The 16435-nt window shown below is 44.3% G+C and carries 14 protein-coding genes, 2 pseudogenes and 1 other annotated feature (1 of these 17 cut by a window edge); of the genes and pseudogenes, 15 read left to right on the forward strand and 1 reads right to left on the reverse strand.

Features of this window, described 5'->3' with window-relative positions; all coding sequences use genetic code 11:
* Window positions 1–148 precede the first annotated feature (148 nt).
* The 10 genes and pseudogenes from AC0LWM_RS27450 (at window position 149) to AC0LWM_RS27495 (ending at window position 10583) form a co-directional block, all read left to right on the forward strand.
* Window positions 149–706: a nucleoside/nucleotide kinase family protein gene (locus AC0LWM_RS27450; RefSeq protein ID WP_474678224.1), complete on the forward strand. Its 558-nt coding sequence runs from the start codon at window positions 149–151 to the stop codon at window positions 704–706.
* A gap of 79 nt (window positions 707–785) precedes the next feature.
* The gene (locus tag AC0LWM_RS27455) at window positions 786–1235 is read left to right on the forward strand and encodes a VOC family protein (RefSeq protein WP_474678225.1); all 450 of its coding nucleotides are present in this window, start codon (window positions 786–788) and stop codon (window positions 1233–1235) included.
* A gap of 420 nt (window positions 1236–1655) precedes the next feature.
* Complete coding sequence (locus AC0LWM_RS27460) at window positions 1656–1826, forward strand: GNAT family N-acetyltransferase (RefSeq protein ID WP_474678226.1); 171 nt, start codon at window positions 1656–1658, stop codon at window positions 1824–1826.
* Between the two features lie 171 nt (window positions 1827–1997).
* A pseudogene (locus AC0LWM_RS27465) lies at window positions 1998–2075 on the forward strand (hypothetical protein); the annotation flags it as partial.
* 343 nt (window positions 2076–2418) lie between these two features.
* The gene (locus tag AC0LWM_RS27470) at window positions 2419–4182 is read left to right on the forward strand and encodes a sensor histidine kinase (protein WP_474678227.1); all 1764 of its coding nucleotides are present in this window, start codon (window positions 2419–2421) and stop codon (window positions 4180–4182) included.
* The gene (locus AC0LWM_RS27475) at window positions 4160–5794 is read left to right on the forward strand and encodes a response regulator transcription factor (protein WP_474678228.1); all 1635 of its coding nucleotides are present in this window, start codon (window positions 4160–4162) and stop codon (window positions 5792–5794) included. The genes AC0LWM_RS27470 and AC0LWM_RS27475 overlap by 23 nt, the downstream gene beginning before the upstream one ends.
* 110 nt (window positions 5795–5904) lie before the next feature.
* Window positions 5905–7605 carry an extracellular solute-binding protein gene (locus AC0LWM_RS27480; protein WP_474678229.1) on the forward strand — a complete coding sequence of 567 codons (1701 nt, stop codon included), beginning with the start codon at window positions 5905–5907 and terminating at the stop codon, window positions 7603–7605.
* 77 nt (window positions 7606–7682) lie between these two features.
* Window positions 7683–8582, forward strand: coding sequence for an ABC transporter permease (locus AC0LWM_RS27485; RefSeq protein WP_474678230.1), 900 nt, complete (start codon window positions 7683–7685; stop codon window positions 8580–8582).
* 21 nt (window positions 8583–8603) lie between these two features.
* Window positions 8604–9488, forward strand: a complete 885-nt coding sequence (locus AC0LWM_RS27490) for a carbohydrate ABC transporter permease (protein WP_474678231.1) — start codon at window positions 8604–8606, stop codon at window positions 9486–9488.
* 339 nt (window positions 9489–9827) lie between these two features.
* The gene (locus AC0LWM_RS27495) at window positions 9828–10583 is read left to right on the forward strand and encodes a basic secretory protein-like protein (protein ID WP_474678232.1); all 756 of its coding nucleotides are present in this window, start codon (window positions 9828–9830) and stop codon (window positions 10581–10583) included.
* A gap of 462 nt (window positions 10584–11045) precedes the next feature.
* Here the strand turns inward: AC0LWM_RS27495 and AC0LWM_RS27500 are convergent.
* Window positions 11046–11672 (reverse strand): annotated as a pseudogene (locus AC0LWM_RS27500) (transposase); the annotation flags it as partial.
* 378 nt (window positions 11673–12050) lie between these two features.
* Between AC0LWM_RS27500 and AC0LWM_RS27505 the strand changes: the two are divergent.
* From AC0LWM_RS27505 to AC0LWM_RS27525, 5 genes are all read left to right on the forward strand, one after another.
* Complete coding sequence (locus tag AC0LWM_RS27505) at window positions 12051–12476, forward strand: VOC family protein (protein WP_474678233.1); 426 nt, start codon at window positions 12051–12053, stop codon at window positions 12474–12476.
* Between the two features lie 14 nt (window positions 12477–12490).
* Entirely contained in the window at window positions 12491–12883 is a 393-nt protein-coding gene (locus AC0LWM_RS27510; RefSeq protein ID WP_474678234.1) for a VOC family protein, read from the forward strand.
* A 578-nt stretch (window positions 12884–13461) separates the two neighbouring features.
* The gene (locus tag AC0LWM_RS27515; protein WP_474678235.1) at window positions 13462–14427 is read left to right on the forward strand and encodes a GNAT family N-acetyltransferase; all 966 of its coding nucleotides are present in this window, start codon (window positions 13462–13464) and stop codon (window positions 14425–14427) included.
* Between the two features lie 268 nt (window positions 14428–14695).
* Window positions 14696–15640 (forward strand): phosphotransferase family protein, encoded by a 945-nt coding sequence (locus AC0LWM_RS27520; RefSeq protein WP_474678236.1) that lies wholly within the window; start codon window positions 14696–14698, stop codon window positions 15638–15640.
* 64 nt (window positions 15641–15704) lie between these two features.
* A complete protein-coding gene (locus AC0LWM_RS27525; RefSeq protein WP_474678237.1) occupies window positions 15705–16148 on the forward strand; it encodes a cell wall hydrolase in 444 nt (147 codons plus the stop codon).
* Window positions 16149–16191: 43 nt separating this feature from the next.
* Window positions 16192–16435, forward strand: a binding site (T-box leader) (it continues 27 nt past the right edge of the window).

Here is a 16435-nt window from a genome sequence, read left to right on the forward strand (position 1 = left end):
AGTTTCTCAGAAGCCGAATAGGATCGTTTTTGCATGAAAAAGCTCCCCTTACCGTAGCAGGTTTTATTATTTCACCTGTCTACCGTAAGGGGAGCATATCACGCGGCAGCTGCTCTACTCTTTATTAAACCGGAAGAAGGTCTGAAAGATGGGTGTTAAAGTTGTTTCAATTAGTGGGCCATCAGGCTCAGGTAAAAGTAGCCTAGTTAAAGCCATTGTTACTCTGCTTCCGAATTCATGTTCGCTTCATTTTGATGACTACAAAGAAACCACAAGATTCCCTGAAGATTTAACCAAGTGGGTAAATACCGGTTGCAATCCAGATGAATTTGAAACTCCAATAATGGTAGAGGACTTGAAAACTTTACGTAATCAGAGCCATTATGATTGGATTATTGTTGAGGAACCTTTTGGCCGTGGGCGAACAGCGATGGCTGAGCTTATTGACTTTGTAGTTTGTATTGACATTCCACCGGAGATTGCTTTTGCTCGAACAATCAAAAGAGCCGCACTTACTGTCCCAGAAAATGTTGAAGTATCAGCTTTGGTAAGAAGTATTATTGAATTCGTTGATCAATACCTTCTCGTCAGTAGGAATTCATATGCAATTGTGAATGGAAATGTAAAGAGAGATTGTAATCTTATTGTAGATGGAACAAAGGAAATCGAGTTCCTGGCTAATGAAATTACCACCGCATTACAATAAAGCTTATTTCGCTAACGGGTATAGTGAAAATTATGATGAGCCGACGCCGCGGCGTAAGGCACAAAGGAGGTATTGTTGTATGAATGAAAATCAAAGTGAACAAAAATTAGTTGAGAATTATCCTCAAATTGAACCTTGCTTAGAGACAATCGGTTGCATCTACATTCCTGTTAAAGATCCATATGAATCAGCACACTGGTATATTAAAAACTTTGGGCTTGTTATTGCCGGGTACTCAAGACCGCTTATCCCAGGTAAAGATGTCGTCTCGCTGCGCACAATAAACGGTCCTAACTTATTTTTGATTCAAACTAGTGAAACAAAAACGATGGGATTTCTTAATAAAGATGGCTTTCATCAACCGGCAGTTTGTTTTTTTGTAAAAGATATCGTAACGATTTTCGAACGCCTGAAAGAGAATAATGTGCGTTTTGCAGACGAAGAACTAAAAGATCGTGGTTTATGTGGAGTAGAATTCGCCATATTTGATCCTGATGGGAATAAATTTGTTTTGAGTCAGCAACAGTAAATCAATTGTTGAATGAAGTAACAGGCAGCATAGTTCAATGCAATTATGGTAATAAGTATGACCGAACTAGGTTTACCGGTGCCAAAATCGGTTGCCTGGGAGTATACAAGGCGGACCATCAGGTGCTGTTAACTAGTTATGAGGGAAATCCTCTATCTAAATTCGATTTCAATACATTCACTCATTTTGGATCACTTTTAGCCAAGATACATAACGCCCCCGTTAGCAAAAATGATATTAAGTACCTACCGAAACATAATTTTGTGGACTACCACTATCGGGGCATCAAGGAACACCCAGATTTTCATGCAGCACTCGAGCATCTAATGGGCATTGCTTCATTGAAACAAAACCGGCGACTATCACTTTCTCAACATGAACAGATCCTTAGATGTAGTGGAGATCGGCAAGGAAGTGATAATGGTGATGCTGGCATTTATGTTCGAAACGGTCAAATTGACACGAGTTGTAATTGAGATCGAACCCGATAATAAGGCTGCCCAAAGCCATTTGTTGAGCATTGGCCTCATCCATGAAGGTTCATTCCTGCAAGTTCCTTTACGGAAGGCTAATGGGAAAGAAATGGTCTAATTACAAATTTTGTAATGTATTAAGCTAACGATAAACGTTAGTTTAGGTACACCGCGGCAGCCAGCACGTTCGGCTGCCTTTCTGTTTTTAAGGGCAGATTAGCTCGATAAATCTAGCGTTTAAACTTCTCCCATTGATGCTGTAGAAGTTGGCTAAAGGAGAAGAAAAAGAAACGGATTGACTCAGGAGGAGTTGGCTCGCATGTTGAATGGTACTCCTCAAGCAGTTTCAAAGTGGGATACGGATTAGCGCTATCGCGAGTGATGTTAACTCGACAGGCTGCTTGCCTGCGGATGGGCTACAGCCTAGCTTCAGCGACATTCGGATTTCGTATCCTTAGCCGGGCAGAAAGCCGAAGGTTGTGGGCGGCCCGTTTACGGAGACCAAGGATCATTGTAGGAGTTATGCTTTTCGAAGAAAAGTCGCGAGAAAGAAGCGATCGAGTGGACGTAAGTAAAAATTCGTCATCATGGAAATCAAAAATCGTCAGTTGATGGATATCTTGCTTAGCTTTATCATATTTGGATAACGCATTGTGCGGATTTCCCGTTCGTTGCTTATTTCCTGCGCGGATTATTGGAGGTGCAATAAAGTGCGTCTATGGCAATCGTCTATTTATCTCAATCTGGTTATGGCCTTCTTACTGTCCATCATCCCCATGTATACATTGAGTCTCTACATCAGTTTGTCCGGTACGGCAAGTGTCCGCGAGGAAATTATGAATTCGATGCAATCCCGTGTCCATTTCTATCTATCCTCGTATGAAGCCGAATTGGGCCGGGTGACCAAATCCATGCGGGAGTTTATCAATGATGCGGATTTGTCAGCACTAAGCGTTTTGTATCCGAATATCCCCACCTATGAACGTTTTATCATGCTGAATCGATTGGAGAGCAAGCTCTTCCTCTTAAATAACTCCAGCCACTATATTGCGAGTACGAAGCTGTACATTCCATCGATGGGAATTACGATTCATGGCAGCGGTTACGACGAGACGGCCATCCCGGCTGAAGAAATTAGCAAGATTCGCTCTGTGCAGTATAAAACGTTATCTCCTTTTACCATGGTGGGCGACCGCCTCTTCATGGGCAGCCTGTTCCCCTTAGGTATTAGCGCCGCGCAAGCGCCGACTTCGATCATTAAAGTGGAAATCTCGTTACAAAGGCTGAGAGACGCGCTTAAGCAAATACCGAATACAGCGGAAGGTGGGGCAGTACTATTCGCTAGAAATCAAGATTGGCATATCGCTTCCACCCAAGAGCCGGAATCCGTGCTTCAAAGGCTAAAGACGTTGTGGGAAAACCAGTCTGACGATCAAAAGGCAGGCAGCGGTCGCTTCAAGATCGACAATCGGTTCTACCTCGTTACGTATGAGCCATCCGAACTGCTGGATGCAACACTGCTAGTTTACGTACCGGAGGAACAAATTCTTAATCCGCTTAGCCATTATTTCGTGATGATGATTGCACTGTCCGTGTTATCGGTCGCTATCATCATCTTATTCTCGTATTGGATTTATCGGATGATCCATAAGCCTCTGCGTTTGCTTGTATCTGCATTTCGCCGCGTGGAGAAGGGGGATATGGACATCTCGATCCCCTATAAGACGGCTTTCGAATTCGGTTACTTGTACCGGCAATTCAATGCCATGATCAGCAGATTGAATACCCTCATCCAGGAAGTGTACAAGCAGAAGATTCACAGTCAACGCGCTGAACTGAAGCAACTGCAATCGCAAATCAATCCGCACTTTTTATACAATAGCTTTTTTGTTCTGAAGCGCATGATAGCGGCGGATGATAACCAAAACGCCATTCGTTTTGTTGAGCATCTTGGAAATTATTTTCAATATATCACTAGAAATGCGGATGACGCGGTAACGCTGGAAGCGGAGTGGCTGCACGCCCGTACGTATACGGATATCCAGTCGGCCCGTTTTCGAAGGAGGCTGCGAATCGATTATATCGGCGATCCGGGCCAGTATGCTTATCTGCACGTACCCAGGCTCATCATTCAGCCTCTTCTGGAGAATGCCCTCCAATACGGCCTGTTGAATAAGATTAAGGACGGCATCGTCCAAGTTTCCTTTGCAGTGGAAGAGGGACTGGTCTGCATCGCGGTTGAAGACAACGGTGAAGAATTGACGGACGAGCAATTGAGTACGCTTTATGCCAAATTGAATACGCAGGATGAGCAAATGGAAACGACCGGCTTGATCAATGTGCATCGGCGTCTGCAACTGATGTTCGGGACCGATGCCGGCGTGCTTGTCAAGCGTAGTTCCCTTGGCGGGTTGCGAACCGAGATTTGCATTCCGATGAAGGAGGAACCGAATGTATCGATTGTTGATCGTTGACGACGAAGAAATGATTGTAGACGGGATAGCCGATTTATTTCAAGAGCAGACCGACATGGAACTGGAGGTATATCGCGCCTATGACGTGCTGGAGGCGATCGAATGGCTCGAGCGGACGAAGATTGACATTGTGCTGTCCGATATCCAGATGCCTGGATTAACCGGGCTCCAGTTGCAGCAGCGTATCATCGCGTATTGGCCCCGGTGCAAGGTGATTTACCTGACCGGTTATAACGAATTCACCTACATCCACGAAGCGATGAGAAACGGATCATTCGATTACGTTCTTAAAACGGAGACCGACGAAATCATTATCGGATCCGTCAGGAAAGCAATTGCGCAGCTGGATGAAGAGATGGAAATGCATAGTACGCTTCAGAAAACAACAAGTTTGCTGCAACGTGCGCTGCCTTACATACAAAAAGAATATATCCGCGATATTCTCCAAGGAGAATCTTATGCGCTCGGCAACATGGACTCGCAGTTCGTCCAGCTGTCCATTTCCCTTCAACCCTCGAATCCGGTACTTTTGGTTGCAGGCCGTATTGATGAATGGCGAGAGAGCTTGAACGCATTCGATCGGGCTTTGATCATGTATGCGGTGCAAAATATTTCGGAGGAATTACTGGGTGTCTCGACCCGTGTAGCTTTTACGGATTACGAACGATTCCGCATGGTTTGGTTGATCCAGCCGAATTTGGATACCGAGCATTGCTGGGAGCATACTTATCGGTTCGTCCAAGGTACAATGGAGCAAATCCAACAGACTTGCAGGCAATTGCTCAAGATCAAACTTTCGCTTATTGCGGCCAGCCAAAGTTGCGAATGGGCGGAATTGCCTGCCCGCTTCATAACGATAAAACGCTTATTCGGTTATGGGCTCGGTTTGGGTGAAGAGCTATTATTGACCGACCAAGCTTATGAGAGTGATCTTAGTCGACTCGGGCCTGCAAAAAGCCCCTTACAGACCCATTTGTGGCTCGACTTAAAAAATGATCTGGAAGCCGGACGGCGTGAAACTTACTTCACTTCCTTCGATGCGTTGACTAGCTTGCTCGCCGCCCAAGACGAGCAAACAGAATTAGCACGAACGGAATGGTACTATATGCTGGTCACCATCTACATCTCCATCCTGAATTACAGTTCTGTTCGCCGCATGGCAGCCGAGCAAATGGACCTGGATAAGCTGACGAAGATGCAAGCCCATAACAATTGGAATACGGCTTTTGCATATTTGCGGGAATTGGCGGAGTTCATGTTTACTCATCGATCTGAGGGGCAGGCAAGCTCCGAGAACGACGTTATCACGAAGATCAAGAGCTATATATGCGAGCATTTGCATGATGACCTTTCATTGACGTGTCTAAGCGATATGGTGTCGCTCAATCCATCGTATTTGTCGAGACTGTATAAGCATCATACAGGGGAGTCTCTTACAGAGACGATCAAGCAAGCTAGGTTGCAGAAATCCAAAGAGCTTCTAAGAAACCCCGGAATTCGAATGAACGAAATTTCCGAGCGGGTCGGTTTCCTGTCCGAGCGGTCATTCTATCGCTTCTTCAAATCGATGACGAACTTGACCCCGCAGGAATATCGCGAGCTGCAAAAGTAAACATCGGGCACGACAAGTAGAGAGGCGTCAGTAGATAGCGGCTAAATCTTCCTCCTATAATATAGAGGAACAAACTACACAATCACGATATGATAAGGGGGAAGTCGGTTTTGAACAAACGAAAGCACGCATTTACAGTCGCTTGCTTCATGAGTGTCGCATTGCTGGGTGCAGCTTGCTTCAATTCAGACAATTCGCCTGCGGGCAGTGCGTCTCCGTCCGGCGGCAATAGCACTCCGACAGAAGCAAATGCTGCGGGTCCGCTCGGGAAGTATGACCCTCCCATCGAGGTCCACGCCGTACGCGGAATTAACGGAAGTTACAAATTCCCGCAGGGAGAGGATATCGGCAATAATCTCTGGACCAGGACGTACAAGGACGAGTACGGCATCAATTTGATTTATGATTGGGTCGCAGATAATTCAGGCGGGAGCGAAAGCGCCTATCACAAGAAGCTGAATCTCATGATCGCATCCGGTGAGCTGCCGGATATTGTGGCTGTGAACTCCAAGCAGTTCAAACAGCTGGCGGATGACGGAAAGTTAGCCGATCTCACGGAAGCGTTCGATAAATACGCCTCCCCTTATATGAAGGACGTGGCCAACCAGGATGGCGGCATGGCGATGAACTCTGCTACGATCAATGGCAAACTGCTGGCGATCCCGGGGTTTAACGGAAATATCACCAACGCCAACGTACTGTGGATTCGTTCGGATTGGATGAAGAAGCTGAATTTGCCCGAACCGAAGACGATGCAGGATTTGTTCACGATTATGGAAGCGTTCGCCACCAAGGATCCGAATGGCGATGGCGGCAAAGGCGTTGTCGGGTTGGCCGCGAACAAAAACATCTATGACGGCTTCGCCGATTTGCTTAGTTTCTTTAATGGGTATCATGCATATCCGAATGGCATGTGGATTAAGGATGCTGCAGGCCAGCTCGTATATGGGGGCATCCAGAAGGAAATGAAGCCGGCCCTTGCGAAGCTGCAGGAGCTGTATAAATCCGGGTTGATTGACAAGGAATTTGGAGCGAAGGACGCCGCCAAGGTAGCGGAGTTGCTCGGACAAAATAAACTGGGCATTACGTTCGGGGCCAACTCCAATCCATACTATCCGTTCGATGATGCGCGCAAGCTAAATCCGAATATGGATTGGAAGGCGTATCCGATTCCTTCGATTGACGATAAACCGGCTCAACCGGCTGTTGGTTTCCCGATCGGTACCTACTATGTGGCAAGAGAAGATTATAAGCATCCCGAAGTGATCGTCAAAATGTTTAATGCGAATTTCGAGAAGTTTTTCGGGGAAACGGGCGATTGGAACACTTGGGGCGTGACGAAGGATCGCCTGGAAGCGTTCAAGTGGCCGTTCGTATATGGCTTCCCTCCGAATAAGGATGTTCCCGGGCGTTATGAGGCTTTGAAAAAAGCGGTCGAATTGAGCGATCCATCCGGAATGAATGGTGAGCAAAAAGCGGACTATGACGCCTATCAAGCGTTCAAGAACGGTGATCAGACGAAATGGTCGACCGTTCGGCAAGCGGGTCCGACTGACTCCTCTTTCGCCGTCCTGAATTACTACAAACAAAATAATCTATTGTATACGAATGAATACCGCTCAAGTCTGCAGACAGAGACGATGACACTGAAATGGTCGACGCTGATGAACCTGGAGAAAGAAATGATCACGAAAATTATCGTAGGCGCATCATTAGACGAATTCGATAAATTCGTGGAAAATTGGAAAAAATCCGGCGGCGATCAAATTACAAAAGAAGTCAACGAGTGGGCTTCAAACGCCAAAAAGTAAAACGCTCCAAAAAAGGGGAAAGATGCGTTCAACTTCTTTCCCTTTCTTCATTATACGACCGGACGGTGAGATGGTAGATGAAAACCGCGAAATGGCGCCGCGAGCTGCCTTTGCATATTTTAGTATTTCCCAGCCTGATTATCGTGCTGATCTACTGTTATATCCCGATGTACGGTAACATCATTGCGTTTCAGGATTTCAGGCCAACCCGGGGATTTTTGGGCTCGGAATGGACAGGGCTTACGAATTTGAACTATGTTTTTGAAATGCCGAATACGTTCCGCATCATATGGAATACGGTTTATATCGCCACAATGAAAATCATAATGGGCAATATCGTGCCGATCCTCATTGCACTGCTGTTGAATGAAATTCGTAAAACGGTCGTTAAACGCAGCATCCAAACTTTGATTTATTTCCCTTATTTTCTGTCGTGGGTTATCCTTGCCGGCATTCTGATCGATGTCCTCTCACTCCAGGACGGTATCGTCAATCAAGCTCTCGGATGGCTGGGAGTGGAACCTATTTACTTCCTCGGCGACAACCGCTGGTTTCCCATAACTCTCGTTCTGACGGATACATGGAAAGATTTCGGGTTCGGTACGATCGTATACTTGGCCGCGCTGACAAGCATCAACCCGTCTTTATATGAAGCGGCCATCATAGACGGCGCCAACCGCTGGAAGCAAACATTGTATATTACGCTGCCGGGAATGGTCCCGATCATCATCCTGATGGCTACGCTCAGCTTAGGTAATGTATTGAATGCAGGTTTCGACCAAGTGTTTAATTTATACAGTCCGCAAGTTTACGAGAGCGGGGATATTCTGGATACATTGATCTACCGCATCGGTGTCTCGGATGGCCAATATGGCCCGGCAACCGCGATAGGGTTACTGAAATCGTCCGTTTCTTTCATCCTGATTTCGATCTCTTATTGGCTGGCGTACCGGTTTGCAAACTATCGAATTTTCTAGCTGGAACAGGAGGTTAACCCAATGATTCGACGCGCCTCCGTTTCGAGGAGCCTATTCGATATTGGCAATAATATACTTTTGATTGCGCTCTCGCTGCTGTGCATCTTGCCTGTCATCCAGGTCATTGCCGTTTCGTTCAGCTCGAGCAGCGCTGCAGCGGCCGGGCTGGTTAAATTATGGCCGGTTGATTTCACGCTGAAATCGTACGCGTTTATTTTGAAGAAAAAAGACTTTCTGGGGTCGTTTCTGATCTCCATAGAGAGAGTCATACTGGGGACCGGCATAAGCATGTTTTTGACCGTAACGCTCGGTTACGCACTATCCAAAGAAGTGAAAGATTTCCGGATGCGAACGGTTTATGCCTGGTATTTTGTCATTACAATCTTATTCAGCGGCGGGTTAATCCCCTGGTATTTGACGATCAAATACACGCACTTAATCGATACGATTTGGGCGCTTGTCATACCGGGGGCGGTATCCGTATTCAATGTCATTTTACTGCTCAATTTTTTCCGGGGACTGCCCAAAGAACTGGAGGAATCGTGCTTCATCGATGGAGGAAGCCATTGGACGACGCTCTGGAAAATATATCTCCCGTTATCTATGCCCGCCATTGCGACGGTCTCGCTATTCTCGATCGTCGGACATTGGAATTCCTGGTTCGACGGGCTCATGCTCGTCAATTCGCCCAGCCATTACCCGCTTGCCACATATTTGCAAACAGCCATCATTCAGCATGATTTCGCCAATATACGTGCCGAGGATGTGAAGACATTGGCGGAAATCTCGGATCGAACTACGCGGGCGGCGCAAATTTTTATCGGCGCGTTGCCGATTATGGCCGTTTATCCGTTTTTGCAAAGATATTTCATGACCGGCCTTGTCATGGGAAGCGTGAAGGAATAATAGAGAAGGGGCAGTAGAGGAAGCCGACTTGTCGCAAGCTGCCAAAGTAAACATCGGTCACGCCAAGTATAGAGCCGTCAGTAGATAGCGCGCGAACCCTCCTCCTATAATATAGGTGAACGGAACTTCACAATCACTTTACGATGAGGGGGGAAGTTGGTTTAGAACTGACGACAGCGATCAATTGCTAAAACAAATGATCGATGGGGCATGGGAATTTCAACATAGCAGGGAAGGGGGGATATACTTTTTTTTAATGTCGCTTAAAAGTAGAGTCATCTAGAATATCCTATCTATCAAATCTGTATAAAAAAAATAGATTTAGAGGAGGATCTTCCAATGAAAAAGCTGTTAAGTAGTGTAGTCTGTGCAGGTATACTTTTAAGTACCATAAATGCCCCTAGTGTTTTGGCATATGAAAGCGCTATTAATTCTCATGTTGTTGAATCTGTAGGACAATATGAAAAACGTGGATATACCCTTGAAGTGATTAATGGGGTGGATGATCCGGCAATCAATCCTATTATTAGTGATTTTGTAGAAGTATATTTTGATGTGTATCCAAAATTAGTAACAAAGTATGCCGCTGACCCAAAAACTGCAACTAAAAAAGTGATTTTAAAAATTGACCCTACTTATGATGGAGTAGCATATGCAGACTCAGAGAATGGAATCATTGTTATAAGTCCCAAATGGATACTTAAGCATCCATGGGACTTAGGGGTATTAACACATGAATTAACACACATTGTACAAGGGTATCCAAGGTATGACGATGAGACATGGTGGATTACAGAAGGCATTGCAGACTATGTTAGATATGAATACGGACCTCACCAGTCAGATTGGAAATTTGCTGACGAAATCAAAGCAACTGATCGTTATAATAGCGGTTATGGTGTAACTGCGCGCTTTTTCTTATGGATCAAACAAAATAAGAATAATCATGTTGTCGATATATTAAATAAACAAATGCAACAGAACACGTACGATATTAGTGTTTTTAAGGAAATAACCGGTAAATCCATTGAGGATTTGTGGGCGGAATATATTAACAATCCTTATGTGAAAACCAAATATAAAATTAAAGCATAGTAAAGAAAGAACCTGTCAGTAATCAGATATAAAAATAATCTTTAAGCAACTGCAGCACAAACAAACTCTAGTGTGCTGCAGTTGCGTCTGCATAATTTTCTGTGTATTATCTCACAAGAACGCTGGTTCTCTTGTCGTATGGACTTCGTTAAAAAGATTACCTTCTTGTTTCGGTTGTTGTGGTGGCTGTTTCGATTGCAGTTGAGCCAACGCGCTTCTTCTAGTTCCCCGATCGTGACCGGTTTGGCATTTCGCATCAACTCATAACCTATCTGCATCGCTAGGCCCCTCCGTATGGATTGCTTTTCAATTCCATAAATAACCAACCAATTGAATCTTAGCTTGGACAAATTCATGGAATTAAGTCATAGTTTATGGATTGCAATCGCCTAATATGCTGCGATAAATCCTTATAGTAGGCTCGGAGCTTCTAATTTCGTGAGCCGCAGACCACAACATACGGATTGCCGTTCGGAGTCTCCTGGAACCCCGTTTGGTAATCGTGTTTCGGGTCGTTTTGCCGAAAGAGAACACGCTTGGATCGACACCGGCAAATGCACCTAGCTTCTTTGCACGATCAAATCGATCGATTTCCCCGACTTCATCCAGAATTGTTGCAGCAATTTTGGTGCCAATGCTAGGTATCGATTGGATCAAACCATACTCCTGTAATTCTTCAGCCAGAGATCTATCGACTGGTCAACGCGTCAGCCATTAGTTTCTTAGAGCGTTCAAGCTCCCAAATGGAATTAGAGAGCCCGGCAAGGCACTGGATCGTCACCGTGTTTCAGGGGCTTGGCTAACACCGATTGAGACGTAGGGTGAAGAGCCAGAAAACGAAGCGAAACTTTCGAATACAGATCTCCAAACACGCCATGGTATTCCGGAAAGACCTGATCAAGAACCGTCTGAAATTGCAACTTCGCTTTCACATACATATCCGTTAAAGCCTCATGCTGCCGTGTCAGATAGTGCAAACTCATCAGATATTGGCTGCGTTTTTTATAAGGCTCCAATTCTTCCTTGTAAAACAATTCCCCTAGTTTGTACGCGTCAGCAATATCCGTTTTCATTACGTAAGTTAGTTTTTTTGGCCTGATGTGAAATCACCGGTGGTTTAACAAGTAGGGGCGGTTGAACGGAATAGCTCTTGGATCCGAGTCCCACGGGCAGAAACGTTAGATCCCCGGCAACCTCAATCTTATGACCACACAAAGAGGAGGTCGACCAGTAAGTTCTGGTGACCTCATAATAAGAACGGACAGGATATGTGACTGTAGAATTGAAATTATAAATAAATTAAATTCTTCAGTAAGTCAGGTTTACGACACTATATGGCATCAAAATAAATGTAAGTCACCAAAACTAAGTTAATAAAAGGAGTTGTTGAGTAAATGGAACAAGAACTGAAACAAAACGTGCCTCTTTTAAGTTAAACTAACGGGACGTGAGTGGGGTGGAAAATAAATGTATTTTGGAGGAAATAAATTGAATAATAATTTCACAATTAATACGACTGTATCGGGAATTACAGTATCTGATCTAGATATTGCTATTGAATGGTATTGTAAACACCTAGGTATGAAACTTTTAGCAAGAAATCCGTATTTCGCAACGATGCAGGTGTCCCCTGGTCAAATTATTTTTCTAAGAAATAATCAAAACGAGAAAGATAGAAAAATACAAATTTTATGCACCGATTTATGTTTTATAGTAGCGGAAATTGAAGAATTATATAGTCAATTAAAGAATAATCATATTCGTGTAACTGATTTAGAAGTGAATAATGAAGATATGAATTGGAAGTGGTTTTATTTCTATGACCCTGACGGTAACTGTATTAATGTTTGGACAGGAACATCGGGTTGGACAGGGATTGAACTAACGTCCTAGAGGAGACGATATGTTTGGAAAAATCCGATATTTTGGTAAGTAGACTCGACATTGCAATTCCTGTTTCCGATGTAAAGAAATCCGTCGAGTGGTACGTAAAGTATCTCGATTGCGAAATTGTATGGTGGTTAGGCCCGGTATTATTAAAGCTTCCAAATCAACAAGAAATCCTTATTGTAGCAGACCAGGATCCAGATAGCGACAGTATTTGGTATGCCGGGGAAGGCAACTTCCGCAAAAATCCATACTATTCGCTGCAATTCGTGGTCGGAGATCGAATCGAGCAGTTTCGTAACAGACTTCTTGATAGTGGAGTCGTTGTAAATGAAATCTTTGATGCTGGGGCGGGGAGATGCTTCAATTTCTTTGATCCTAGCGGGAATCGGTTCTGGGCAGTAGAATGCTAGGTTCAAAAAAGGAAGCAGTGAGATGCGTAGGTTTTATCGGATGTCCACCGTTAATGGAACAAGTATTGTTTGATACGTTGCTAAGAGTCATGAAACTTTTCATGGAACTAACACGGGTTAAAACTCATCCCTTTTTGGGATGAGTTTTTTTATTTTTTATGACCCAAATAAGCCTCGCTCAGCTAACGAGCAGAATTATTGAATATAACAATTTACACCATATGTTGGATAGTAAGCTAAATAGTACAATTTATTTATGGAATACACGAGGGGGGATGGCGCTATGAAAAGTCATTGTAAATCCATCACAAGGCAAATTTTCAAGTTTAATTACTCAGGGTATTTATATTGCTTCCGATACATTCGATGCCGTGATCAGTATTGGATCGTTTGAAATGATTGGAAAAGACCGCCCTGTGATTCGAGTCGCGAAACATGGCGCAAGAATAGGTATTGCAGAACAACTGTTTATTACCCAAGATAATGGCCGTTGGATTTCGCTTGGCCTTGTAATAGGGGAAAAAGAGTAGGCACTTTATTTTATTGCACATTCAATTTAATTAAAATGGAGGAATTGTATGAACTCAATGATCCGAACATGGTCGAAAGATGCGACAAATTATACATTGTCAGATCAATTCTCACTACTTAAAGCTGAAGCTAAGGATTGGAATATTTATTACAGTGTTTATTATAATCAAGCCTATAATGGTTTTTTTAAAGAGTACGGCTACGAAGTACATGACAGCGATCAATTATTTTGGATTTTTAGAGGTGAGTCGAAAGTTGGCGGGGTCATTGTCTCGGAAAATACTATGAGCAATTTATTTTTTATTCCTCCATTCAATGACGAATTAAAATTAGTGAAGTTGCTGAAGCAACTTCTTGTCGATTTCTCTGACGGATCTAAAGATATACTCGTTTTTGATGTACTTCCACCTCAAGTTGATTTATTTGCCCGAGCGGGCTTTTGGGTAGGAGCCGAGCACTCCCGCTGGATGCAACGACCAACTGAAGTCATCGAAATCGAATGGGATGACGATTTGAGAATTGAAACACCCTACCTCGAGAACGGAAGATTGGCAAATGAATTAGATATAGCGGAAGCGTTGTTTGAGAGTTATAAAGGGGGGGTTAACGCAGCAAGAAGAAATCATACCTCGAGAGAAAGCTTTATTTTTGACCGGCAGCATTCTATTTTTACTGATACGATGCTAAATGCATCGACTCTGGTTTATGACAAGGTTACGAATAAGTTAGTCGGAGTATGTTTGTTGTTTATGGAAGACCAACGACGGACATTTTACCCTGGATTATTTAACTTCGGAGTCCACCCCTCATACAGAAAAAGAGGGATATCTTCCAATATGTTAAAAAGAGCGTTGACTGTACTGCACGGGCAATATCCGATAATGAGACTTGGTTTGTTACAAGGAACTTATGCCGAATCGGTCTATTATAATTTAGGTTTCATGCCTGCTGATGTAGAAGTTGAAGTATGCGTGTTACCTACCTCAGAGATTAATATGTTGAAATCACCATAGGAAATGGGATTCTTCATCCAAACTAATCCCTGGTTTATGTTCCGCTAACGGGGACGATAGTGAAATCATGATGATTGGAGCAGGCGCCGCGGCGACCTGCTCCAGTTCGTTGTTCCAATCTCCCAGCCTATGATTTTACGACTATAAATGATTTTGAACGAACTGATGATACCGACAGTAGGGTATACTTTAATAAACGTTGCAAGCAAATCATATGAATACTGCGAGTACTATCGAATCTATTGCAGTCAATGGAAGGGATGACCCAATGAAATCGTTTAAGCCGGAAATGACAATCGAACGTGCCAAACAATATTTGCAAACAATAGAATCGGAGACCATAGCCGATATCACCCCGATCGAAATGGGAGAGCTGAGCAAAGTGTTCCGCTACCGGCAGGGCTCACAGTCGTTTGTCATTCATTTTAAAAACGGAAGTGAAACGGTCGACAAAGTAAAGCTGATATCTGACCGTTACTCGTCGGTGATGCCAATTCCGCGAATCGTTAGGGTTGGTACATGCGACGGATTGCCGTATACAATAACGGAACAAGCGGCAGGTGTCCCCGTAATTATGCAGCCCAAAGAGGAGATCGTTCGCGTCATACCCGATTTGATCAAACAGTTCTCCGCTATGAACCAAGTTCGCGTCGATCATACGAACGGCTATGGCTGGATTAAACCTTCCGGAGAAGCTTCGTCCGATTCTTGGATCGATTGGCTCGTGTCTACTTTTAAGGAAGAGCAGGAAGGATTTTACGAAGGATGGACGTCGCTATTTGAAAGCAGCTTTCTGGAAAAAGACGTGTTCGATCAAACGTATGCTGCGATGATCGACCTTGCGCAGTATGCGCCCAAGGAACGGTATCTTGTTCACGGAGATTTCCATCTCGGGAACATGCTTTCGGACACAGGTCGAATAACGGCGATCGTGGATTGGGAAATGGCGATGTACGGCGATTTTATGTTCGACGCGGCCGTGCTGCATTTATGGGTTCCGCAAATCGGGTTTCCGCAGCGGCTCCGGGAGTTTTGGGAACGGGAGGGGAAGGAGATCCCCCATTTTGAGAAAAGGCTGTTGTGCTATCAGTTGTTCAAGGGGCTGGACGGGCTGCGATTTTACGCCAAGAAAGACGACAAGCCGAGCTATGACTTCATGAAATCACACCTAGTCCAGCTGCTCAGGCAAGCAGCCTTTAATATTCAACTGTAGGCCAGAGTAACACATCCGCTTCACCCACAATATGATGAGTCTAGAAATGTAAAGAGGTGAGCCAATGGCAGTCGTAAAAGCCAGGAAACAGGATATCGATATGTTGGCAAGGTTGCTTCGAGCTGAAGCTGAGACCGAAGGCGAACAGGGCATGCTCCTTGTTGGAAATGTTGGCATTAACCGAATAAGAGCGAATTGCTCCGATTTTAAAGGAATCCGGACAATTCCCCAAATGATCAACCAGCCGCATGCGTTCGAAGCGCTGCTACATGGTTTGTACTATCAAAACGCAAGAGATAGGGAACGCCGTCTTGCGCGACGGGCTGTGAATGGGGAGCGGAGTTGGCCAGGCAAATTCTCCCTATGGTATTTCCGTCCAGGAACGTTCGAAAATCCCGGACCCTGTCCGCCAACTTGGTATAATCAGCCGCTTGCGGGACGATGGAAGAAGCACTGTTTTTATGAACCGACCGCGGAAGAATGTGAAAATGTATATAATACGTTTTAAAGTTGACAAAAACCATTTGTTGGTATAAATTATCGTGTAATAACAAAAAACGATGAAGAGAAAAGTAATTTTGATTTATTATTCACAGAGAGCTCCTGTATGGTGGAATGGAGTAATAATGATCTTAATGAAAAAAGGCTCGGAGTTTCGCACGGATCTAGGATTGATTCTTAGTGATGCTGCGACGGGATCTCCCGTTATAGAGATAGGGTATAATCAACTTCTTTAGAAATTGCCGTACCCGAAGAGATTGATATGGCAACATATCAATAAAATGAGGTGGTACC

Source organism: Paenibacillus sp. sgz302148, assembly GCF_056120465.1.